Here is a 22,736-nt window from a genome sequence, read left to right as displayed (position 1 = left end):
GGAAGCCTTCTTGGGGCGGCGGCCCTTGCCTGCGGGCGCGGTGTTTACTTGAGGAAGCCGTTGTCTTCGAGGAGTTCCATGGCTCGTGCGTAGGTTTCGATGACCATCGTGGGGCAACGGAGCATTTTGTTCCAGGGGTCGTCGTTGAGGATGGTGCGGCAGTCGGTGCCGCCGTAGGCTTGGACGTATTTGTCCTCGAACCAGTCCACGAGGTTCTGGGCCATGACGTTGAGGAGGTGGTTTTCCTGTTCTTGCGGCTCGCCTCGGCCGGCGTAGAGGCCGAGCAGGCAGACCGCTCCCGTGAGTACGCCGCAGATTCGGCCGCAGTCGCCCAGGCCGTTCGCGAGGCCGTGCATGGCGCGCACGAGGTCCGGGTTGGTTTTGCCCTGGCGCTCGAGGCCCAGGATGATGAGGATTTGGCTGCAGTGAAAGCCTTCCGCCCGCAGTTTTGTTATGCGGGCCATTTCGTCGGCCATGGTGATCCCCTCCCCTGTTAGCTTCGGGTGTCGCGGTGGTTGACGAGTTTGAGCCGGTAGCCGGTGCCGCCGCACTGGATGATGTTGAGGCAGGCGTAATCCTGGCCGAGGCGGAAGAGGTTGGCGACCGGCATGCCGAGGATGTGGCACAGCAGGACGCGGTTGGCGCCGGCGTGGCCGATGATGGCGATGTCGCCCGCCGATGAGGCGAGGATTTCGCGAAAGGCGGCGACGACGCGCAGGGCGCAGTCGGCGAAGCTTTCGCCGCCGGGGACGCGGTAGTAGGCGATGTCGGCGCCGCGGGCCCTGAATTCGTCGGGGTAGCGGCGGGCGATGTCGGCGAAGGCGACGCCTTCCCATTCGCCCAGCGATATTTCCCGGAGGGCGCGGAGGGCGATAACGGGAACCTCGCTGCGGGCGGCGACGATTTCCGCCGTGCGCCGCGAACGGGCGAGGTCGCTGCAGTATATCGCCGTGAGGCCGGCCTGGCCGAGCAGGTCGCGCAAGGCCCCGGCCTGGCGTTCGCCTTCGCCGCTGAGCGGCGGGTCGAGCTGGCCGAGGTAGCGCCGCTGGTCGTCTTCGCGGTGGATTTTGCCATGCCTGCACAGGTAGATTGTTCTGGTTTCCATAGGCTCAGTTCAACTCCACGATCGCTCTTTTGGCGGCGCCGGGCTCGAGTTCGCCCCGGCAGCGGCCGACCGTTAAGGCTACGGCCAGGTCGCCGGCCTGCCGCGCGTGCCGGATGGCAGGCACGGTTTCGAGGGCGGCGCTGAGTTTGCGTTCGCCGCCGGGGGCGGCCGCCAGGGAGGCGGTTATTGTCAGTCTGGTGGCGCGGCGGCGGTTGTCGACGGCGGCGGTGAAGCCGGTGAGGCCGGGGATGGCGAAGAGGGCTTCGTCGAGGTCGGCGAGGGTGAAGCCGCCGTGGCCGCCGAGGGCGACGAAGCCGTCCTTGCGCCTGGCGACCGGGGCGAGCCGCCTGAGCGGCGAGCCGCAGAGACACGGCCCGGGGATTATGCGGGATATGTCGCCGGTGCGGTAGCGGATGAGGGGCATGCCGCGCCGGACGAGGGTGGTGACGACGACTTCGCCTTCTTCGCCTGCGGGCATAGGGACGCCGGTCGCGGGGTCGACGATTTCGAAGAGGAAGTCGGCTTCGTGGAGGTGGCAGCCGGCGTGGGCGGCGCAGTCGGTGCCGCCGCCCAGCCCGAGCTCGGTCATGCCGTAGTGTTCGAAGACGTCGCAGCCCCAGATGCGCTTGAGTTCGCTGACGACTATGCGGGGAACGTGGTCGGTGCTGAGGAGGACGCTTTTGACCGGGAGAGCAAGTCCGTCGCTTTCCGCCCAGCGGGCCAGCGCGAGCACCTGGGCGGGAGCGCCCACCAGGCAGCCGGTCTGTTCGCGGGCGATGACCGCCAGCGTCGCCGACAGGGAACGAACGAAGCCGTGCGGGACGGGGCGTATGCCGCCGCGTTGCAGGGCGGTGGCGAGCAGGTCGCCGACGCCGCCCGGCCGCTCGCCGGGCAGGAGGATGAGCACTTTGTCGCCTTTTTCGACCAGGTTGGCCATGCCGTAGCTGAAGAAGGCGAGGGTGGCCTCGCGGTCGGCGGGGGTGAAGTAGAGGCGCTTGGCCGCGCCGGTGGTGCCGGAGCTGTCGAGGGTGACGACCCGGCTGATGTCGCTCTGGGATACGCACAAAAAGCGCGGACCGTGCCGCCGGAGGTCGTCGGCGGTGGTGAAGGGGAAAAGGCTCAGATCAGCCAGGCTGTCGAGGCTGGTCCCGGCGCGGCCGGCCAGCAGGTCGCGATAGAACGGGCTGTTGTCAAGCGCCCAGTCGACGGTGGCCCGCAGCTTGGCCAGTTGGTAGCGTTCGAGCTGTTCGCGGGAGAAGGCGGTCCCGCCGATTTTTTCCGCCGCCCAGGCGTCGAGGCGCGTTCTGGCTATGGCGCTCACGGCGTCACGCTCCGGGGACGGTACAGCGGTTCGCCGCGCATATCCGTCAGGTTGTAGGCGCAGAAGGGTATCAGCCGGCCGTCCGGATGGAGGACGTGGAGGGGGCAGTCCTTCAGTCTGGCGGTGTCAATGGTGCCGCTGTCCTGGAACGCCATGGCGGAGATGCAGAGGGACCGTTGGTCAACGGTGTCCAGAAAGGCGTCGAGGCTGCCGGTGTCGACCCCCGGACAGCAGGCGGGGCTGTCGGTCCGGGCGCTGCCGGCCGCCGACCACCGCCTGGCGACGAACGACCGCGCTTTGCGGACGCCGTCGGCGGCGGGTACAGACTGGCAACAGCCCTTCCCATCCCCGTTGTTCAACAGTTTCAGTCCTCCGTCCGCCGCCACCAGGTAGTTGGCGTGGAAGGCGCAATAGGCGTTTCTGGCGCCGGAGGGCCGGAAGTCGCCGGTTTTCATTTTGCCGCCGGTCTGGGCCTCGATAGCCCGCATGAGCTCGGGGAGGGTGAAGCGGTCGGCGTCGGCCGGCGGCTGCGGGTAGCGGCCGAAATAGCTGACCGGCTGGAAATGGACGCCGCGCACCGCCGGCATGAGGCTGACGGCGAAGTCGACGAGCCGGCCGATCTGGGCGGTGTTTATTCCCGGAACAAGCGTGGGCACGAGCACCACCCCGAGGCCGAGTTCGGCGCAACGGGCGATGGCGGCCTTTTTTATCGCCAGCAGGGCTTTGCCCCTGATTTTTTCGTAGACGGTGTCGTCGAGGCCGTCGAACTGCAGGAAGACGCACGACAGGCCGGCCTGTTTCAGCCTCAGCCCGTAAGGCTGGTCTTCCGCCAGCCGCAGGCCGTTGGTGTTGAGCTGAAAGAAGCTGTAGCCCAGCGACTTGCCCAGGGCGATCATTTCGGGCAGGTCGTCCCTGAGGGTCGGTTCGCCGCCGGACAGTTGGATGTTGTAAGGCCCGCCGTGGACCAGCAGCCGCCGGTACCAGCTTTCGACCGTGGCGAGGTCGGGGTCGACGGCTTTGCCGCCCGCGCCGGCGAAGCATACCGGGCAGCCAAGGTTGCAGCGCTGCGTTACTTCGAGCAGGACGCAGCAGGTTTGCCGGCGGTGGCCGGGACAGAGGCCGCAGTCGAACGGGCAGTCGTTGTCGGTCGCCGCGTCGCCGGCCGGCGGCTGCGCGGCGGCCCCCCAGGACAGGTACGACGGCGGGCCGCGCCAGATTATCGTCCGGAAGCGGCCGTGTTCAGGGCAGGTTTTCTCCTGGTAGACGTCGTCGCCGGCGGCGACGTTGCGGGCCGGGATGCGTTTGAGGCATACTGGGCACAGGCTTGCGGCCGCGCCGAGGATGGCTTCTTGGTTGCTCATGTTTTTTCACCGCCGTCCGGCAGAGGGAAAGCCTCTCCGATTATGTCCGCCAGGCCCGTTTCCAGGGTCTGTTCGACCGCCGCGGCGATCAGCCGCGCCCGGGCCAGGCGGTTTTCGGCCGCCGTCCGGGCGGCCGCGTCGGCGAACTTTTCCCGCGAGCAGGCAAACCGATCTTCGAGCGGGACGATCGTGTCGTTGCGCACGAGTTTGTCGGCCAGATGGACCACCGCCGCCTCGTCCAGCGGCTGGCCCGCCGCGAAGACGATATCGTGATGGACGGCGATGATGGCCGCCACGCGCGGGTAGCCGAGGCGCTCGATCAGTTTGGCCCCGCGGGCGGGATGATCGGGGCGGCCTTTGGCCAGGTCGTGGAGGAGCGCCGCGGCGGCGACGAGGTCTTCGTCGAGGCTGAGCCCGGCGCCGTTAAGGCGGGCGGCGAGCCGCCGGGCCACGGCGGCCACGGCGCGGCCGTGGCTTGCCACGGCGTCCGGGACGGCGAGCCGTGCAAGAATTTGCCGGCATTCGCCGCCGGTCGGCCAGCGGCGGTCGGCGTAACGCCCGACAAATTGATAGTCGGCGGCGGTGTCGATGTCAAGCAGGATTCCTTCGTCAAGCACCGCCACTTCGCTGGCACCGACTTCATAGCGCTCCAGCAGGGAACGCAGGCCCCCCGCTCCGTCCCAGGCCAGGATGGCCGGCGACAGGCGGGCGGAGATGAGCGGCGGGTGACCGCGCCGGCCTGCGAAGACAGGGTAGACGACGTCGGCACCGGTTTTCCGGCCGGCCCGGGCCAGCAGCCTGATTGTCCGGCTTTTGACCAGGGGGATGTCGGCCGGCAGGAGGAAGAAGGCGTCGGTTTCGCGAGGGAGGGCTTGGACGCCGGCGACGACGGAGGAGAACATGCCCTGTTGATAGTGTTCGTTGACGACTGTCCGCACCGGCAGGTTGGCCAGCACCGCGAGCAGGTCGGCGGCGCGGTGGCCGACGACGACCGTGATGTCGCCGACGCCGGCCCGCCGCAGGCCGCCGACCGCCGTTTCGAGGACGGTCGAATCGCCCAGCGGCAGGAGCGGCTTGAACCCCGGCGCGCGCGATGAGCGGCCGCCGGCGAGGACGAGCGCGGCCGGGCTACCCGTGCCGCGCACTTTCCCGTTCCGCCCGCACCTTGATGAGCTCGCCGACGATGCTGACCGCGAGTTCCTCGGGAGTCTCCGCGCCGATGTCGGTGCCGATCGGCGAGTGAACCCGCCGGAAGTCGGCATCGCCGAAGCCCTGCCCGGCAAGGACGGCGTAAATTTTATCCCGCTTGCGCCGGCTGCCGATCATGCCGATATAACCGGCGCCGGTGCGCAGGGACCATTCGAGGATGTTTTTGTCGTACAGGTGCCCGCGGGTGACGATGACGAGATAGCTGTCGCCGTCGATCTCCAGGGCGGGCAAGCGGTCGAACGAGTCGAGCACGAGGAGTTCCGTGGGCGCGGGAAAGCGCGCGCGGCTGGCGTATTCAGCGCGGTCGTCCAGCACCACTGTCCTGAAGCCGACCGTTTCCGCCAGGGGGGCGATCTTCTGCGAGACATGGCCGGCGCCAAAAATATAGGCCACACCGGTAGGGCGGACGGGTTCCACGAGGAAGCGCTGCCCTTCGAGCACTTCGGCGTGGATGGCTATTTTGGCCGGACCTTCGGTGAGCTTGGCGAGGAAGGCCGGCTCGCCGTCGAAGCGGCCGACGAGGCTGCCGTCGTGTCTTACGAGGCATTGCCGGCGGGCTGGCCGGTATGCGCCCTGCCCGTCGCCGAGCGCGGTTATCAGCCAGGCCTTTTCGCGCCGCCCGATGGCGTCGCAGATGCCCGCGTAGACGGCGCGGTTGTCGTGGTCGGCGGCGTCGATGAAGTCCAGCAGCACTTCTCCCTGGCCGCCGCAGATCATGTCCATGCCGGCGACGTCGCGGCCGCTGAGGTCAAAGGCGTGCAGGATGCTTCGCCGCGAGCGGAACGCTTCGGCGGCCAGCCGCACGGCGTCGGCCTCCAGCCGTCCGCCGCCGATCGTGCCGACGGTCGCGCCGTCCCGCGTGATCGCCATTTTGGCGCCGGCGGTGCGGGGGGCGGAACCGCTTTTGTCGAAGATGGTCGCCACGACAAGGCTTTCGCCGGCGGCCAGCCGGGTCGCGATTGCCTGAAAGAGTTTTTTCATCTTATCCTCCCAACAACTTACTTAGGGGCGTCTAGTCGTTATCGCAGCGGTGGGAGTCGGGTCCCCGGCCGGTGACGTCGATCATCCGGGCGACGGCGGCGTCGGACAGGAGGGCGATTTCGCAGGGTGCGCCCGCCAGCGTCTCCCCGGCGAGGATGACGCCGTTGTCGGTCTCGATGTATTTTACCGGCAGATTGCGCCGGAAGGTTCTGCCGCTCTGTTTGTCGACGACTTCGACTGTGATCGAGTCGGCTTCGATAATGGTGAGGCCGTCGCTCATCTTGTCAACCTCCCGTTCTTCGTTCATTTGTCTTCGAGCGCCGCTTCGACCTGCTGCATCTTGCCGGTGGCCAGCGCCTCGGGGATATAGACCAGCCCGCAACGGGGGCATTTGGGCAGCTTGACCGGAAAGTTGCTGCCCATGTACGACAGGGTCACGTCGCCCTGGACAAGAGGTTCGCGGCACTTTACACATACGAGCTTTTGTTCGTCCATGTGGCTCCCCCGCTAGTAAAGTATTTCTATCCGGTGACTGTAGGCGTTGTGGACCAGGAAGCCGCCGTCCGCGGGCGAGTACTCCACCCAGTAGGTGACGGCGGACGGCCGGTGGCAGGCGAGGAAGCGCCCGCTGGCGGTATCCGCGAATTTGTCGCCGGTCTCTTCCGCGTGGGCGATGACCTGGGCGACGTCGCTGTCGAGGATCATCCTGTCCTCCAGTATGCGCCGGACGTCCGCGGGAACGATCAGCTTGATTTGGGCGGGCGGTTCGGTCACGGTTTCACCCCACAATTCCCTGAGCAGCTCGCGTTTGAGGCGCGCCCGGTTGTCCCGGCGCTCCGAATAGCCCGGCGCCGGCCGTTCGGCCGGTTCGTCCCCGCCAGTCGCGAACAGCAGGTCCAAAAGATAGATGGCCCGTTTGCCCTGGCCGGCGAAGTTGTCGCGGCACATGGCGCAGTAGGTCAGGTAGTCGGCCGGGCTTTCCCCGACGCGTCTGGAGACCGTTTTGCGGGCAACCTCGCGGTCGGCGAAGAGCATCAGGCCGCCGTAGCCGCAGCAAACGGTCGTCTCGCGGTTGAACGGCAGTTCTTCGACTTCGTGGCCCAGCCGGCCGAGGAGGCTGCGGATGCTAAGGTGCAGCGGCGTTTCATGCCTGGTGGTGCAGCTGTCGTGGACGGCCAGCTTCCTCGCCGGCAGCCCCGCCGCTCCTGCCGGCGGGCCGATGCGGTCGAGGAGCGTCCAGAGCGTCTCGACCGGAACCTCGGGCAGGTTGTGGTAGAACATGTTGTAGCAGGTGGGGCAGGCGGTGACGACGGTGGGGCGGCCGAGACCGCGCCAGGCGTTTTCCGTTTGCCGCAGCGTTTCGCGGAAGAGTTCCTCCCGGCCGGCCCAGTTGGCCGGGGCGCCGCAGCAGCCGAGCATGAGGCCGACGCCGCCGTCGAGCTTTCCGCATAGGTATTCGTATATTTTCCTGACAGGCTGCGGCGAGGACGCCGCCTGCTGACAGCCGGGGAAGAAGACGAACCGGCTGCTGCCTGAGCCCGGCTGGTGCCTGGCGAGGGCGAAGGCGTCGCCGGCGCTGAAGGCCATGTCCCGCAGGGCGAAGTCGTGGACGGACGGGGGCATCTTGCCGCGCTCGACCATCATCCGGCGCGCCTCCAGGCAGACCCCGCCCATATCGAGGCTGTTGGGGCAAAGCTCGGCGCACTGGCCGCACAGGGCGCAGGTGTTGATCATTTTATTGGCGTGATGGATGCCCATGACGATCGACAGGTTGTTGTACACCTCGCGCACGTAGCGGCGGGGATACGAGCCGTAATGGGCCAGGTATTCGCACGCCTTGACGCATTCGCGGCACTCGCACAGCAGGCAGCGTTCCGCTTCTTGCCGGGCTTCGTCCGCGGTGTAGCCGGCGGCCGGGTCGGCCGCGGTGACGGCGGGCAGGGGCTCGATGCCGGCGATGTTGGTGTAGAGCGATGTCGCGTAGGGGCCCTCTTTGTCCCGGCCGGCGGTGAGGGACGCGCCCTGCAGCAGCCGGTCGACGGAGGCGGCGGCCGCTTTGCCGTCGGCGATTGAGGCGATGGGCGAGCGTTCGCGGCTTTGGCGGCGTAAGCTGCCGCCGGCGAAGATTTTGGGGTGGCCGGTCGCCAGGGTGGCGGGGTCGACGGCGTCTTGAGCAATGCCGAGAGCGCGGCAGGCTTGCCCGCTCCCGACGCCCAGATAGACGGCGTCGTATTCGGCGGCGAGGCCGGCCAGCGAGACGCCCGGACCGTCGCCGCTTACGGGCGAGCCATAGCGGAATTCGACCGGCAGCCGGGCAAAGATGGCCAGATCTTTTTCGACTACCTGGCGGGGCAGTATTTTATCGGGAACATCCCTGATGCTTCCCCCCGGCTGACCGGCGGCTTCGAAGACGACGACGGGATAGCCCTTGCGGGCCAGCTCCAGGGCGGCGGTGAGGCCGCTCAGGCCCGCGCCGACGACGGCTACCCGGCTGGTTTTGGCCGGGAGGGCGGGGCTGCGGGGGGCGGGCTGGTCGCTCCGGACGACGCAGATCCGTTCCAGGGCGTTTATTTCGATGGGGTCGCCGATTTCGCCCCGTTTGCAGGTTGGCCGGCAGGGCTGATCGCAGATGCGGGCGATGATCTCCGGGAAGGGCACGGTTTTTTCGAAGACCGCCTTGCCGGCGGCCCAGTCCCCTTTGCGGACGGCGGCGACGACGCCCCGCACGTCGACGTGGACGGGGCAGCCGGCGGTGCAGCCGGGGGGATTTTCCTGGATACATTTCGCTTCTTGCGCGCGCAGTTCTTTTTGGTCCATAATACCACTCGCCTGTTTGCGAATTTTTGGCCCCGTTAAGGGGCAACCGGGAACGAACCGGTAGTCGGCGGACTATCCAGTTCGTTCCCGGTTGATGCGCTGGGAATTACTTGCCGGCGGCCGCCTGCCCTTGGGCGGCGAGCGCTTCGAGGCCGGCCTTGATTTTTTCCGGCAGGGCCGGCACGGCGTAAAGGCGCACGCCGCAGGCGTTGTAGATGGCGTTGAGGATGGCGGGGTGCGGGGCGGTCAGCGGCGCCTCGCCGACGCCGGCGGCGCCGGAGGGGCCGTTCGGCCGCGGGGTGATATTGTAGATTATCTCGATGTCGTCGGGGATGTCCTGGATGAACGGCAGGCCGCAGCCGACCAGGCTGGTGTGTTTCTTGAGGTCTTCGAAGTCCTCGGTGAGGGCGAGGCCGATGCCCTGCGCCAAGCCGCCGCAGATCTGGCCGTCGACGGTGGTTTTGTTGGTGATCGTACCGATGTCGGCGATGGTGGTGAACTTGACCACCTTGGCCTTGCCGGTCTTCATGTCGATCTCGACTTCGGGCATGAAGAGTTCGTACATGTAGATGGGGAACGGGTCGCCCTTGGCGGTGACGGGGTCGCAGGGAGTGCACATCGAGGCCGCCCACTTGCCTTCGTAGCGGAGGGGGAGGTTTTCGGCGACCATTTCGTCATAGGTGCGGAAGGAGCCGTCAGCCTTCTTCATGGCGTTGACGAGCATTTCACAGGCGACGCGGATGGCGTTGCCGGTCATGACGTTGCTGCGGCTGCCGCCGGCCGGGCCGCTGTTCGGGGTGAGCGCCGTGTCGTTCATGAGCAGCTTGATCTGTTCGGGGGTGAAGCCGACCGGCCGGAGATTCTCGTGGGCGTGGGTCAGCGCGGCAAGGTCGGCGCCTTGGCCGTGGTCTTCCCAGGAGCTGGCAACCGTTACTCCGTCCTTGGTCAGTTCGACCCAGGCCTCGGAGCCATCGGGGCCGTCGAGGCCGCAGCCGTAGATACCGAGCGACAGACCGACGCCGCGCTTCTTTTCGGGGGTGGAAAGCTCCTGGCAGCGTTTTTTTGCTTCCTGCCACAGCGGCCGCAGTTTGTTGATCATTTCTTCGAGGCAGAATACCTCGGGCACCTGCTGGGTGGGCGTGGTCGCGCCGGGGCGATAGATGTTCTGGAAGCGCAGTTCGAGCGGATCAATGCCGAGTTTTTCGGCCAATTCGTCCATTGCGATCTCCGACGCCAGGAAAGCCTGGGGCGAACCGTAGGCGCGGAAGGCCGAGCCCCAGGCGTGGTTGGTGCAGACGGTGCGGCCTTTGCCGCGGATGTTGGCGATATCGTAGCCGGCGCCGGTGAACTGGGCTTGACGGAGGGTGAGCAGGTCGCCGAACTCGGAGTAGGGACCGTGGTCGATGGTCCAGTCGGTTTCCATGGCGAGCAGCTTGCCGCTTTTGTCGGCGGCCAGTTTGCATTTCACGAAGCCGGGGGAGCGCTTGCCGGTGTAGGTGATGTGCTGATACATCGTGTAGGCCAGCGATACCGGACGGCCGGTGGCCAGGCAGGCTACGCCGAGGAGCGCCTCCATGGTGGGGCTGAATTTGTAGCCGAAGGTGCCGCCGGCCGGGTTTTGGACGAGGCGGCATTTTTCCGGCTCGACGCCGATGCCGGCGACGATCATGGCGTGGTGGAGGTGGATGCCGATGCTCTTGGAGTGGATGGTGAGCCGGCCTTCCTCGTCAAAGTAGGCGCTGCCGCAGTCGGGCTCGATGGTGAGGTGCGGCTGGCGGCTGCAGTAGGTGTCGACCTCGACGGTGACGACGTCGGCTTTTTCCATGATCGGCTTGGTGTCCTCGCCTTTGACCACGCCCTGCTCGAAATAGATGTTCGGTGTGCCGGGGTGGATCTCCATGGCGTCGGGGGCCATGGCGGCGGGGGCGCTCATGTAGGCGGGCAGGATCTCCAGGTCGACCTTGACCTTCTTGGCGGCCGCCCGGGCGTGCTCCACCGTGTCGGCGCAGACGATGGCGAGGGCGTCGCCGAACTGGTAGACCTTCTCGTCGCAGAGGATGGGCCGGTCCCAGCCGTCGCCCTTGTTGGTGGGGAAGGTGATCAGGCCGGTGATGCGGTTTTTGCCTTTGACGTCCTTGTGGGTTACGACTTTGAAGACGCCGGGCATTTTTTCGGCTTCACTGGTGTCGATGCCCTTGATGTTGGCGTGCGAGACTTCGGCCTGCACGAGCGCCAGCCGCAACGTGTCGGGCGGCATCTGCAGGGCGACGTCGGCGCCATAGTCCCAGGTGCCGGTGACCTTGCGGATGGCCGACGGCCGGTGGTAGGTGGTGCCGTATATTTTGTTGCCGACAGGCTTGAACAGCAAATCCTCTTTCTTGAGCTCGCCGCGGAGGACCTTGGCGGCGGCCATGACGGCGTCGACAAGCGGCTTGTAGCCGGTGCAGCGGCAGGCGTTGCGGTTCTTCTGGAACCAGTCGCGGATTTCTTCGCGGGTGGGGCTGGGGTTGGTGTCCAGCAGGCCCTTGGCGGACATGATGAAGCCGGGGCTGCAGAAGCCGCACTGGGCGCAGCCGTAAGCCATCCAGGCTACCTGCAGGGGATGGAGGTTCTCGGGAGTACCGATGCCTTCGATGGTGAAGATTTTGGCGTCATCGGGCACTTTGCTCATCTTGACAATACAGGAGCGGACGACTTTGCCGTCGAGGATGATCGAGCAGCTGCCGCACTGCCCCTGTCCGCAGCCGACCTTGCAGCCGGTGAGCAGGAGCTGTTCGCGCAGAACGCTGGCCAGGCTCGCTTCCGGATCGACGATCAACGTCCGCGTCAACCCGTTGATATTTAGCACCTTTTTCAGCACACTTACCATCTCCTTCGTTTATTGGTTTTCCCTGTCCCCGTGTCGGCGGGCCGTTTCCTCCCTCCTCCATGCCTTGATTCCACGCTGGGCTATTCTCTTTGCCGGCGGAAAGCCGAACAAAAAAACAAGCAGGCGCGAAAAAGAAACCAGCGCGTTGCTTGTTGCGTCCGGCAAGCACTGTATTTCCTTTTCGGCCATGGGGCCGAGCGGTGTCGCCCCACGAAAGAACGGTCGGATTGGATAACCGGGCGGGCGTGAAGAGTGCAGCCGTTATTAAATATTGCAAGTCCCGTGCCAAATGGGACCTTCGCCCCGCACGCTTGCGGGCGGGACAGTCCTGCGGGCCGGATGTGCACCGGTGTAGCGACGGTGTTACCTTTTTGTGTATAAAGGTAACACTTTTTCTACAACAAGGTAACAACCGGGGTCAGTTTTGGATGGAATAGACGTGCATCTTTTTGTAGAGCGTTTTGCGCGAAACCCCCATCTCCCTCGCCACCCGGCTGACGTTGCCGGCGTGCGCGTTGAGCAGTCCCTGGATTTTGTGTTTTTCGGCGTCGCGCGCCAGCTTCTGCCTTTTTTCCCGGCTGTCGAGGACCTGGAGGGCGGGCGCCGCCGCCGGGAAGGTCCTGTGGGCGGGATGCGCGACAAGCTCGGCGGGCAGGTGGCGCAGGACGATGCTGCCGTCTTCGCTGAGGCTGGCGGCCCGTTCGACGACGTTTTGCAGTTCGCGGACGTTGCCCGGCCAGTTGTAGCGTTGCAGGCATTCGAGCACTTCGGGGTCGGCGCGGTATTGGCAGCCGCGGTCGCGTCCGAGTTGGTCGAGGAAGTGGGCGAAGAGCGGCCTGATGTCTTCGACGCGATTTCTGAGCGGCGGGATGGTGATGGTCATGACGTTGAGCCGGTAGTAGAGGTCCTGGCGGAATGAGCCTTTTTCGACTTCGTGCAGCAGGTTCTTGTTGGTGGCGCAGATGAGGCGGACGTTTACGGGGATGGTTTTGTCGCCGCCGATGCGGGTGACTTTCTTTTCCTGGATGACGCGCAGGAAGGCTATTTGCTGTTCGAGCGGCATGTCGCCGACTTCGTCGAGGAAGAGCGTCCCGCCGGCGGCGAGCTCGAATTTGCCGGGTTTGCCGCCGCGCCGGGCGCCGGTGAAGGCGCCTTCCTCGTAGCCGAACAGTTCGCTGCCGATGAGTTCGCGGGGGATGGCGCCGCAGTTGAGGGCGATGAAGGGGCCGTTGTGCTGGAAGCTGAGGTTGTGGATGGCCTGGGCGAAGATTTCTTTGCCGGTGCCGCTTTCGCCCTGGAGGAGGATGTTGGAGGTGGTGGTCGCGGTGAGGGTGGCGAGACGGATGGCGTCGCGGATGGCGGCGCTGTCGCCGACGATGTCTTTGAACTGGAGGGTGGCCGAGTAGCCGCCGAAGCGGTTGACGAGGTTCTGGACGTGCTTGATGGGCCTGAGGATGATGATGCCGCCGGTGACGGCGCCGTGCTCGTTGACGATGGGCTCGCACGTTACCAGGCAATAGCAGAGGCCGTCCCTGGTGTCGACCATTACTTCGATGTCGGTGTATTGTTCGGCGATGGTGAGGGTCTTGCCTTTGGAGGTCGCCCGGCGCTCGAAGAGCGTGTTGACCGGCTTGCCCTGGACGTCTCTGCCGAGCAGCTTTTTGGCCGCGGGGTTGAGTTCGATGACGGTTTCTTTTTTGTCGACGATGATTACGCCGTCGGATACGGAGTTGAAGAAGTTTGACAGGCGGTTGTTTACGAGGGCCAGTTCCTGGTTTTTCCGCCTGATGCTGAGCTGGGCCATGATGGCTTCGGCCGCCGCTACGACGATGCCCAGGGTGTGAAGGTGGGAGGCATGGGAGGCTCCCGACATGTCGAGGACGCCGATGATCCGCCGGTCGGCGTCGAAGATCGGCGCCGAGGAGCAGGTGAGGCAGTGGTGCTTGCGGCAGAAGTGCTCGGCCCCGGATACCTGGAGGGGCGCGCCGGTCTCGAGCGCGGTGCCGATGGCGTTGGTGCCGGCCTCGGTTTCGTGCCAGCTGGCGCCGCGGAAGAAGTCCTCGGTCATGGGGTTGCTGATGGTGTCTTCGTCGCCGAACATTTCCATGATGATGCCGTTTTCGTCGGTGAGGACGACGACGAAGCCCGACCCCTGCACGAATTGATAGAGGTTGGTCATGAAGGGTTTGGCGATTTTGATGAGCTGGTCTTTTTCGCGTAGCAGTTTGCCGAGGGAATGGGCGTCGAGTTTGCTGTGGGGGGTGGCACTGTGGGGGTCGACGCGCGCGGTGACGCACCTGTGCCAGGATTCGATTATCTGCGGCCGGACGATGTTGCCGTGGGGACGCCCGGCGATGAAGCTTTCCCAGGCGCGAAGCACGGCGTCCTTGTTGCTTTGTTCGGCAGACATCTCAGCCACCTCCCCGGCGTTATGGAGTTATACTTCTGCGCCCGGAATAAATCCCCTGCCTTGCGGGAATACCCGGCAGCCTAATTTGCGCGCTCAATGGAAAAGGCGCCCCCCTTACGGAGAGCGCTTTGCAGGCTGGGAGCTTGATGGAGATTATGCCGGGCTCGCGATAGAGGTTATAACGATATGCCTTTAACGCTAATCAAAATACCGATAACGGAACGATCCCGTCGTTTTCAGAAGAAGCGGAACAGTGTTTATTTCGGCGATATCAGTCCGAGTTTCTCCATGACGGATATCAGTTTTTCGGTGTCGACAGGTTTGGCCGCATAGGCCTCACAGCCAAATTCGAACGACTGGTTTACGAAACCCGTCTCGCCAAGGGCGGTGATCATAATCACCTTCGCCTGTTTTTCCGGGGCGATGCTTCGCTCTTTTTCGAGGCTGCGGATGGTTTTCAGCACCTTTACCCCGTCCACCTTCGGCATCATGATGTCGAGGCATACCAGGTCGTAAGGGTCATTGTCCTTAAGCGCCATCAGAAAGGCGTCCAACGCTTCCAGTCCGTCGACCGTCAGGTCGCATTCCCCGTACTGGGAAAGAAATTTGAACAAAAATTTTCTGCTTACCGAATCGTCCTCGGCAACAAGAATGCGCATTTATACCCCTCCTTTAAGATAGAATATTGGTCTTCCGAAAGATTTCGACGCTCTTTTGAATTCGCGTTGTGTAGTTTACCGCTTCTTCCATTTTAGCGCGCCTGGCCGCCAGTTCGGCTTTGAAGGCCAGCGCCTTGATATCTTCCAGGCCGGCCGTGTTGGCGAGCCCCTTAATTCTGTGGACTAAGCCCTCAAAGAGAGGGGCGTCGTCGGCGTACGAACCGGCCATGCCGTTAAGGCGCTCTATTTCGTCGATGATTTTTGCCTGCTCAAATATGGTCGAAGCTTGCGCGCCCGTGGTCGGAGGCGCGATAATCCGCAGAATCTCCATATCCAGACTTGTCACCCGCTGCAGTTTCTCCTGCAGTTCGACGATCTGCACCGGCTTGGCGATATATTCGTCAAGCCCGGCCGCAAGATACTTTTCCCTGTCTCCGGACAACGCGTGGGCGGTAACGGCGACAATCGGCGTGTAACGTCCGCTCGCGACGCCTATCTCCCTGATCCTGCGGGTCGCCTCGACCCCGTCCATATCCGGCATCTGGATATCCATGAGAACGACGTCGTAATGGTTGCCTGCGTACAGTTCGAGCGCCAGCCGTCCGTTGTCCGCGCACTCCACCTGATGTCCCAGTTGCCGCAGATACTTCGTGACAACCAGTCTGCTTACCTTGTCGTCTTCCACCAGCAAAACGGACAACTTTTCGGTAGGCGGGTTTATTCTCGCCGGCGTTTCCGCGGTGCGGTCCGCATCGTTACCGGTTGCAGCGGTGAGGCATACGGAAAATGCAAATGTGCTGCCTTTGCCTTTTTCACTTTCGACCCAAATGCTGCCGCCCATTAACTCAACGAGCCGTTTGGAGATCGCCAGGCCGAGGCCCGTGCCCCCAAAACGCCGGGTGATCGAACCGTCCACCTGGCTGAAGGATTTGAACAATTTGTCCCTTTCTTGTTCGCTTATCCCGATGCCGGTGTCGGTCACCGAAAAAACCAGTTCGACTTTTTTGTCGTCCGCCGTCCCCACTCTCTTGACCGCCAGCGTCACGTGCCCGTGCTCGGTAAACTTTATCGCGTTGCTCAGCAGGTTGTAGAGTATCTGCCGCAGGCGCAGCGGGTCGCCGGCGACAAATTTCGGGACGTTTGCCGACATCGTATGTCTCAGGTCGATGTCTTTGGTCAGCGTGGCCTGGGAGTGGACCTTGATGACTTCTTCGATAAAGTCCCGGATGTTGAAATTCACTGTTTCGAGCGCCAGTTTGCCTGCTTCCATTTTGGAAAAGTCGAGAATATCGTTGATTATGCCGAGCAGGACCTGACTGCAAGATTTGGCTGTCATGAGGTTATCCCGCTGCTCAAAATCGAGATCGGTCAGCAGCGTCAGTTCGATCATGCCGTTGATGCCGTTGATCGGCGTCCTTATCTCGTGGCTCATGTTGACCAGAAATTCGCTTTTTGCCCGATAGGTGGCCTCGGCCTCGTTTTTGGCCTGTTCGAGCGCTTCGAGCGCCAGCCGGCGTTCCGTGATGTCGGTGACAAGGGCCACGACATTGCCTTTCGCCGGGCTGTAAAGGGTCATCGACACCCACTTGCCGGCGACATGCGAGAAAAATTCCATGTCCGCCCTGTCCCGCTTGCCAAGGGCGATTTCCCCGTAAACGGCCAGCCTGTCAATGTGCTCCCTGGGCAGATCGGGGAACAGGCCGCGGAAGTTTTTACCGATGATTTCTTCTTTTTGGCGGCCGACCATTTTGGGAAAGGCTTCGTTGACCTCGATATACTCGAAGTCGACGGCGTTTTCCCCGCCGTCGAAGATGACGCGCACATAGGCGAAACCGACCGGCATATTCATGAACAGCGAGTAGTATTCGGCCCGGCTCGCTTCCAGCAGCTCGGCGGCCCGCTTCCGTTCGGTTATGTCGCGGGCGGCCGACAACAACAGCCGCTTGCCGTCGACCTCAAGGCGGTGGCCGACGACTTCGACGGCGATTTCACGCCCGTCCTTTGCGGTGTGCACCGTTTCCAGATGCATTTGCCCGGAGGAGTTGGTTTTCTTGTAGAGCGCCGCCAGTTCGGCGCGGGGGAGGGTCTTGTCGATGGCGGCGAGCTCCATGCCGATAAGCTCTTCGCGGTTATATCCGAGCATGGCGCAGGCAGCGTCGTTGACCTCTATAAAAACGCCCGGCGCCCGGTCGTCATCACTTTCTTCCATCAGTGTGACAGCATCATTCGCCTTGTCGAAGAGGAGGCGGAATTTCTCTTCGCTCTGGCGAAGCGCTTCCTCGGCCTGTTTCCGCTGGGATATGTCGCGGATAACGCTCAGCAGGACTTCCCGGCCGCCGATGACCGTCCCCTGGGCTTTTACCTCGACAGGGAACGGGCTCCCGTTCTTGCGGTAGTGGGTGGTTTCGAAATAGATGCCGCGGCGGAACCCGTCGCCCAACTGCTTTTTAACGGTGTCTTTTTCGCCCCGCAGGTCGAAGATGGTTTTCGTGAGGATTTCTTCGCGCGTGTAGCCGTAGGCCTGTATCGCCGCTTCGTTGGCCTCCAGAATGTTGCCGTCGGCGTCGACGAACAGGAAAATGTCGAGAGCTTTCTCGGACAGCACTTTGTAGCGGCCGAGCGCTTCTTCGGCCTCCCTGCGTTCGGTGATGTCGATGCCCATGCCGATAAAGCCTTCGGGAACACCCTGCGGGTCGGTATACAGCCGGTTGATGCAGTAGAGCCACCGATATTCGCCGCTTGCATGCCTTATCCGGATTTCGCCCTCAGTCAAGATATCCGTCTGCGACTGCCGATCCGGCCGCCCGAGGATTCTTTCCCGGTCCTCGGGGTGGATGAATTCGAGCCAGCCGCAGCCGGCCGCCTGCCGGGGCGTCTGGCCGGTCATCAGGCACCAGTACTGATTGGTATAGTTGATGCGGCCCGTCGTATCGACTCGCCACACGGCAACCGGCAGATTTTCGAAAATTCCCAGGTAAAAATCCCTGGCTTCGATAGCGGCGATTTCCTTCTTTTTCTGCTCGCTGATATCGACCATTGTCATGAGAACGTGGGTGTCGCCGTCGACCGCGAGCGGCGAAAAGTTGGTCCGCAGCCAGACGGTCCACTCCCGGCCGGCCCTGAAAAACGTCTTTTGACACTCCATGCCGTTTATGGCTATGCCTTCGGACGCCAACATGGCCGAGCGGCGCAGGTCGCAGTTCTTGCATTCCGCGCCGAAGCCGCAGCCGCGCTCGTCTCTCAGCCTTTCCTTGCAGCAAAACGCGTTGCCGATAAATTGGTTTAAAGCCTGTTCTTTCCGGGCGCCGATGATGTTAAGGGCGGCGTAGTTAACTTGAACGATCTTGGGCCCCGGGCCGAGGATGAGCATTCCCACCGGCGCGGCGTCGAAGATCCTTTTTAGGTTGCTCTCGTTGTCCTCGTTCTTCTGCTCCAGGATCTTGTAGCTGGTTACGTCGCGAAACACCACCACCGCCCCTTTGCCGTCGTTTGCGGCGATAATCGGGGCGCAGTTGGCGGAAAGATATTTCTTTTCTCCGTCCGGGGTTATAAACTCCGTCCGATTTTCGAGGCCGACCGGCTCGCGCAGCTTCAGGCAACGCTCGACAGGGCCCTTTAACCGTTTATGCGTTAAGGCGTCAAAGAGGGGGACCGCTTCGTCGAAGGGCTTGCCGATGATGTCGGCGGTCGGAAGGCCGATAATCGACGCGGCGGCGGCGTTGGCGTAAATTATCCTGCCGTCATGGTCGGTGGCGATGACGCCGTCGCCGATTGCGGCCAGAATCTCGGCAAGATGTTTGCTGTCGCTCAGGCGGGTTAAGCCCATTATTATCACCTTTTGCCTGCTATTTCTCGTTCGCGTCGGCTTAGTTTTTCCTCAGCCGTTCAGGAGTGAGCAGAGGAGCTGAGGGATGTTTTCGAGCGGGACCATCTTTTCCACCGCTCCGATGTTATGCGCCACTTTCGGCATGCCGAACACCACGCAGCTGGCTTCGTTCTGGCCGATGGTGCGGGCGCCGCTCCTTCGCATGCTCAGCAGCCCTTTGGCGCCGTCGCATCCCATCCCGGTAAGGATTATCCCCACAGCGTCTTTGCCGGCGGCGGCGGCCACCGATTCGAACAACACGTCCACCGACGGGCAGTGGCCGCTGACTTTCTCGCCTGCGAAACAATTGGCGACATAACGGCCGGCAGTTTTTTTGATCTTCATATGCTTATCGCCCGGCGCGACGAGAATCCTCCCCGGTAGCACGATGTCTCCCGTGGCGGCTTCCTTGACCTCGAAGCCGGTCTGGCTGTTGAGGCGTTCGGCAAACAGGCGGGAAAAGATAGGGGGAATGTGCTGCACGATTACGATGCCGGCCATGCTCGCGGGCAGATTTTTTACTAAGTTGAATATGGCTTCCGTTCCGCCGGTCGAGGCCCCGATTGCCACGATCGCGTCCTTCGCCGCCGTGCCGGCCGGCGTGGCGGCTCTTTGTACGACAGGGTTCCTTGGCGATACGTTGGCGCTCGCCGCTGTCTTTACCTTTGTAATCAGGTCGGTCAAAAAGCGCTCGATGCCGCCGGGCGACCTGACGCTCGGTTTGGTTACGAAGTCTACGGCGCCGGCGGCCATCGCCTCGAATACGGTCTCGCTGATGGTGGTGATGACTATGACCGGCAGCGGATACTGGGGCAGGAGCCGGCGGATGAATTCGATCCCGTTCATTTTCGGCATCTCGACATCGCAAGTAATGACGTCGGGGGAATATTGCAGGATTTTGTCGCGGGCGTCGAAGGGGTCTACCGCCGTGGCCACCACTTCGACGGCGGGGTCGGTGGCGAGGCCCCTGGCGAGCATCTCCCGGAACAACAAAGAGTCGTCGACAACAAGCACGCGGATTTTCTTCATCAGTACCGTTCCTTTCGGTAAACGGCCGGCATGATGTACTTGTAGCCGGTCTGATCGCGGTTCAGCGATTCGGAATGCCCGATGAACAGGTAGCCGCCGGGCTCGGTCAGATCGTAGAACTTCCTGACAAGCTCGTTGCGCGTCCTGGCGTCAAAATAGATCATGACATTGCGGCAGAAGATGACATGGAATTTCTTCTTGAAGGGAAAACTCGCGTCCATCAGGTTCAAGCGACGGAATATGACCTCGTTTTTTATCGTCTCGGTGATTGCCCTCCGCTCGGAGTCGAGTTTTTTTGTATAAGCCGCCCGCCAGGCAGCCGGTAGCGTGGCGACGTCGTCCTGGCGGTAAATGCCCTGCCGGGCTGTATTAAGCGCGGTTTCCGAGATGTCCGTCGCCAGCAATTTCGTATCCCATTCGTTTTTCCCCAGGCCGAAATACTCGTCGATAATCATGCTGAGCGTATACGGTTCTTCGCCGGTCGAGCAGCCGGCGCTCCATATCCTGAGATCCCGGTCTTTGACATGGGCCTGCAGGTAAGGGAGCACGACAGTCCGGAAGTAATCGAAATGCTTTGTTTCCCGCATGAAATAGGTATGGTTGGTCGTGATTCTGTTGACGAGCGTGGAGGCGGCGCTGCCTGTTTTATCGGCCATAATGTGGCCGAAGTATTCCGAGAAGGTGGCGAACCCTTGTTGTGAAAGCAGGTTCCCCAGTCTTCCCAGAACCAGCGACTTTTTCTCCTGCCCCAGCCTGATGCCGTATTGGCTCTTTATGTACCGGGCCAATTCCTCGAATTCGGTTTCGGTTATCGTGACCATGTTCCTCACCCGCGGCTCGCAGAGAGAGCAAGCGGCGCTCTCTCTGCGGGGCTATATGTTTTAGTACTTGCCGAACTCCGCGTCGCTCAGGACGATTTTCGCCGGCTTGGCGACGCTGCTGTTGCCTTTTTTCTCGGCCATGTTCTCGAGCGCCCTCATGATTTCGGGGCTGAGCTCGCTCAGCCGGTTCGGCCCCGAGCCGATTTTCTTCAGTTTGAATCTCGCCACCGCTTCTTTCAAAATCTCGGCCTGCCCGGCAAGCTCCTCGCTCGCGGCCGCGCTCTCCTCGGCCGTGGCCGAGTTGGTCTGGACAACCTGGGATACCTGCATAACGCCCTGATTTACCTGGGCGATGCCGGCCGCCTGTTCGTTGGACGCCACCGCGATTTGGCCTACGAGTTCGGCGACTTTAGTAACCCCGTCGACAATCTGGTCGAGTGCGGTCGCGGTCGCGTTGGCGATGCGCGTGCCGCCTTCCACCTTTTTGATCGAGCCCTCGATCAACGCCGTCGTTTCCTTGGCGGCGTTCGCCGACCGGGCGGCGAGGTTCCTCACTTCCTCGGCGACCACGGCGAAGCCTTTGCCGTGCTGGCCGGCGCGGGCGGCTTCCACGGCGGCGTTGAGCGCGAGGATGTTGGTCTGGAAGGCGATTTCGTCGATGACCTTGATTATCTTCGAAATGCTGGCCGACGATTCGTTGATATCGTCCATCGCTTTGAGCATCCCCAGCATCTGGGAGTTGCCCTCGGCCGCGTTGTCCTTGGCCGCCTCGGCCAACGTGTTCGCCTGGTTGGCGTTGGCCGCGTTCTGCTCGGTCTGGGCCGCGATTTCTTCGAGCGAGGCTGTTAACTCTTCGATGGAGCTGGCCTGCTCGGTCGCCCCCTGGGAAAGCGCCATGCTCGAATCGGACATTTGTTTCGAGCCGGACGCCACCTGATCGGCTGAAGCGTTGATGTTGCTCATTGCGTGGTTGATATTGTCGGTCATCGTCTGGAAAGCCTTGGCCAATTCGCCGACTTCGTCTCTGCTCCTGACGGTGATGGAAACGTCCAGATCACCGTCGGCCAATTTTCCGGCGACGCCGACCATTTCCTTCAAGGGCCGGGAAATCAGCCGGGAAACGAAAACCCCGAGCACCATGGCCAGAAGGACGCCGATCGCGACGAAGGCCAGCATGATCATGGTGGCTTTGTCGGCCGTTTCTTTGTTACTGGCCGCTTTCTGCTTGGCCAAATCGACCTTCATATCCCCCAGCTTCGCCAGGCTGCCCTCCAGAATCTCGGCCATTCTCATACCCTTGGTCTGCATAAGCTGGTTGACCTGGTCGATCTGGCCCGCCTGAATCATGGTGAACAGTTCTTTGCAGTAGATATCGTATTCGGTGACGGCGACTTCGAGCGTTTTGTGGACCTTGCGGCCCTCGTCGCTCACCAGGGTCTTGCCGACACTGGCGGTTTCGCTTTTCATGTCTTTGATGCGGTCGTCAAATTGTTTGATGTTGGCGGCGATGATTTTCGCGTCTTTGTTGAGGATGGCGTCCCTTACGTTAACGCGGCTTTTTTGATAGGCCTCTTTGATTACACCCATTTGCTCCAGCGGTACCGAGTAGTACTCAAACAGGACTTTGTCTTCCCGTGCCAAGATGAAAAGGTTGTAAACCCCCACCGCGCCGACGGCGCCGGCGATAACGGCCACAACGAGGAAGGATATAATCAGCTTGTTGGCAATTTTAAAGTTCTGAAACCAGTTCATCGATCCTGGCCTCCTTATTATTTCGTAACGATTCCCGGCTAGCCGATCTTTTCCAGCGCTTCGACTTCGTCGTCGTGCAGCAGTTTATCGCAGTCGAGCAGCAGTTTGACATCGCCCCCTACTTTGCCGATGCCTTTTATGTACCTGTTCTGGGCGGCTTTGAGCTCGTTCGGCTGCACGATGTCCTCGTCGCGGATGGATAAAACCTCGGATACGCTGTCGACAATGAGGCCGACGGACGTATCCTTGATATCGACGACGATAACGCAGGTGCGGTCGTTATATTCCCGAAAGGGTTTCCGGAACCTGAGCCGGACATCCATCACCGGTATTATTTTGCCGCGGAGGTTGATGATTCCCTTGACGTATTCCGGCAGCTCGGGCACCTCCGTGATCGGCTGGATGCCGATAATTTCGGTGACGCAGGCGATTTCCAGCCCGAAAAACTCGCTGCCGATGGAAAAGGTCAAATACTTGCCTTTCTGGGTGTCTTCCTCCTGTTCCAGGAAATCCCGGGCCGCTTCCATTGACGCATCC

Annotated in this window: 17 protein-coding genes; all 17 read right to left on the bottom strand. The window is 62.5% G+C overall.

Annotation, left to right across the window (positions count from 1 at the left end; all coding sequences use genetic code 11):
* Positions 1 to 44: 44 nt before the first annotated feature.
* On the bottom strand, positions 45 to 476 hold the full coding sequence (locus Q4T40_05515) for a C-GCAxxG-C-C family protein (protein MDT8900698.1): 432 nt from the start codon (positions 474 to 476) through the stop codon (positions 45 to 47).
* Positions 477 to 493: 17 nt separating this feature from the next.
* Entirely contained in the window at positions 494 to 1,105 is a 612-nt protein-coding gene (locus Q4T40_05510; GenBank protein ID MDT8900697.1) for a histidine phosphatase family protein, read from the bottom strand.
* 4 nt (positions 1,106 to 1,109) lie between these two features.
* Positions 1,110 to 2,426: an AMP-binding protein gene (locus tag Q4T40_05505; GenBank protein ID MDT8900696.1), complete on the bottom strand. Its 1,317-nt coding sequence runs from the start codon at positions 2,424 to 2,426 to the stop codon at positions 1,110 to 1,112.
* The gene (locus Q4T40_05500) at positions 2,423 to 3,787 is read right to left on the bottom strand and encodes a radical SAM protein (GenBank protein MDT8900695.1); all 1,365 of its coding nucleotides are present in this window, start codon (positions 3,785 to 3,787) and stop codon (positions 2,423 to 2,425) included. Before Q4T40_05500 ends, Q4T40_05505 begins: the two co-directional genes overlap by 4 nt.
* The gene (locus Q4T40_05495) at positions 3,784 to 4,932 is read right to left on the bottom strand and encodes a nucleotidyltransferase family protein (GenBank protein ID MDT8900694.1); all 1,149 of its coding nucleotides are present in this window, start codon (positions 4,930 to 4,932) and stop codon (positions 3,784 to 3,786) included. Before Q4T40_05495 ends, Q4T40_05500 begins: the two co-directional genes overlap by 4 nt.
* On the bottom strand, positions 4,916 to 5,977 hold the full coding sequence (locus Q4T40_05490) for an XdhC family protein (protein MDT8900693.1): 1,062 nt from the start codon (positions 5,975 to 5,977) through the stop codon (positions 4,916 to 4,918). The genes Q4T40_05495 and Q4T40_05490 overlap by 17 nt, the downstream gene beginning before the upstream one ends.
* Positions 5,978 to 6,008: 31 nt before the next feature.
* A complete protein-coding gene (locus tag Q4T40_05485; GenBank protein ID MDT8900692.1) occupies positions 6,009 to 6,257 on the bottom strand; it encodes a hypothetical protein in 249 nt (82 codons plus the stop codon).
* 23 nt (positions 6,258 to 6,280) lie between these two features.
* The gene (locus Q4T40_05480; protein ID MDT8900691.1) at positions 6,281 to 6,472 is read right to left on the bottom strand and encodes a hypothetical protein; all 192 of its coding nucleotides are present in this window, start codon (positions 6,470 to 6,472) and stop codon (positions 6,281 to 6,283) included.
* A gap of 12 nt (positions 6,473 to 6,484) precedes the next feature.
* The gene (locus Q4T40_05475) at positions 6,485 to 8,794 is read right to left on the bottom strand and encodes an FAD-dependent oxidoreductase (GenBank protein ID MDT8900690.1); all 2,310 of its coding nucleotides are present in this window, start codon (positions 8,792 to 8,794) and stop codon (positions 6,485 to 6,487) included.
* A 106-nt stretch (positions 8,795 to 8,900) separates the two neighbouring features.
* A complete protein-coding gene (locus Q4T40_05470) occupies positions 8,901 to 11,654 on the bottom strand; it encodes a molybdopterin-dependent oxidoreductase (GenBank protein ID MDT8900689.1) in 2,754 nt (917 codons plus the stop codon).
* A gap of 427 nt (positions 11,655 to 12,081) precedes the next feature.
* A complete protein-coding gene (locus Q4T40_05465) occupies positions 12,082 to 14,073 on the bottom strand; it encodes a sigma-54-dependent Fis family transcriptional regulator (protein ID MDT8900688.1) in 1,992 nt (663 codons plus the stop codon).
* Positions 14,074 to 14,330: 257 nt separating this feature from the next.
* Positions 14,331 to 14,732, bottom strand: coding sequence for a response regulator (locus Q4T40_05460; GenBank protein ID MDT8900687.1), 402 nt, complete (start codon positions 14,730 to 14,732; stop codon positions 14,331 to 14,333).
* 13 nt (positions 14,733 to 14,745) lie between these two features.
* The gene (locus tag Q4T40_05455; protein ID MDT8900686.1) at positions 14,746 to 18,558 is read right to left on the bottom strand and encodes a PAS domain S-box protein; all 3,813 of its coding nucleotides are present in this window, start codon (positions 18,556 to 18,558) and stop codon (positions 14,746 to 14,748) included.
* Between the two features lie 51 nt (positions 18,559 to 18,609).
* Positions 18,610 to 19,626, bottom strand: coding sequence for a chemotaxis response regulator protein-glutamate methylesterase (locus Q4T40_05450; GenBank protein MDT8900685.1), 1,017 nt, complete (start codon positions 19,624 to 19,626; stop codon positions 18,610 to 18,612).
* Entirely contained in the window at positions 19,626 to 20,447 is an 822-nt protein-coding gene (locus Q4T40_05445; protein MDT8900684.1) for a protein-glutamate O-methyltransferase CheR, read from the bottom strand. The genes Q4T40_05450 and Q4T40_05445 overlap by 1 nt, the downstream gene beginning before the upstream one ends.
* Positions 20,448 to 20,507: 60 nt before the next feature.
* Positions 20,508 to 22,199: a methyl-accepting chemotaxis protein gene (locus tag Q4T40_05440; GenBank protein ID MDT8900683.1), complete on the bottom strand. Its 1,692-nt coding sequence runs from the start codon at positions 22,197 to 22,199 to the stop codon at positions 20,508 to 20,510.
* A 38-nt stretch (positions 22,200 to 22,237) separates the two neighbouring features.
* A complete protein-coding gene (locus Q4T40_05435) occupies positions 22,238 to 22,726 on the bottom strand; it encodes a chemotaxis protein CheW (GenBank protein MDT8900682.1) in 489 nt (162 codons plus the stop codon).
* Positions 22,727 to 22,736: the final 10 nt, after the last annotated feature.

Source organism: Selenomonadales bacterium 4137-cl (assembly GCA_032334055.1).
Taxonomy (GTDB): domain Bacteria; phylum Bacillota; class Negativicutes; order Sporomusales; family UBA7701; genus Anaeroselena; species Anaeroselena agilis.
The sequence above is the reverse complement of the archived record's forward strand: the minus strand, read 5'-3'. Positions and strand labels throughout refer to the sequence as shown.

Coding starts and splice junctions, on each gene's coding strand:
- Q4T40_05475 (MDT8900690.1), bottom strand. CDS start 8,794: ATGGACCAAAAAGAACTGCGCGCGCAAGAAGCGAAATGTATCCAGGAA.
- Q4T40_05435 (MDT8900682.1), bottom strand. CDS start 22,726: ATGGAAGCGGCCCGGGATTTCCTGGAACAGGAGGAAGACACCCAGAAA.
- Q4T40_05510 (MDT8900697.1), bottom strand. CDS start 1,105: ATGGAAACCAGAACAATCTACCTGTGCAGGCATGGCAAAATCCACCGC.
- Q4T40_05490 (MDT8900693.1), bottom strand. CDS start 5,977: ATGAAAAAACTCTTTCAGGCAATCGCGACCCGGCTGGCCGCCGGCGAA.
- Q4T40_05440 (MDT8900683.1), bottom strand. CDS start 22,199: ATGAACTGGTTTCAGAACTTTAAAATTGCCAACAAGCTGATTATATCC.
- Q4T40_05485 (MDT8900692.1), bottom strand. CDS start 6,257: ATGAGCGACGGCCTCACCATTATCGAAGCCGACTCGATCACAGTCGAA.
- Q4T40_05515 (MDT8900698.1), bottom strand. CDS start 476: ATGGCCGACGAAATGGCCCGCATAACAAAACTGCGGGCGGAAGGCTTT.
- Q4T40_05445 (MDT8900684.1), bottom strand. CDS start 20,447: ATGGTCACGATAACCGAAACCGAATTCGAGGAATTGGCCCGGTACATA.
- Q4T40_05465 (MDT8900688.1), bottom strand. CDS start 14,073: ATGTCTGCCGAACAAAGCAACAAGGACGCCGTGCTTCGCGCCTGGGAA.
- Q4T40_05500 (MDT8900695.1), bottom strand. CDS start 3,787: ATGAGCAACCAAGAAGCCATCCTCGGCGCGGCCGCAAGCCTGTGCCCA.
- Q4T40_05480 (MDT8900691.1), bottom strand. CDS start 6,472: ATGGACGAACAAAAGCTCGTATGTGTAAAGTGCCGCGAACCTCTTGTC.
- Q4T40_05450 (MDT8900685.1), bottom strand. CDS start 19,626: ATGAAGAAAATCCGCGTGCTTGTTGTCGACGACTCTTTGTTGTTCCGG.
- Q4T40_05460 (MDT8900687.1), bottom strand. CDS start 14,732: ATGCGCATTCTTGTTGCCGAGGACGATTCGGTAAGCAGAAAATTTTTG.
- Q4T40_05455 (MDT8900686.1), bottom strand. CDS start 18,558: ATGGGCTTAACCCGCCTGAGCGACAGCAAACATCTTGCCGAGATTCTG.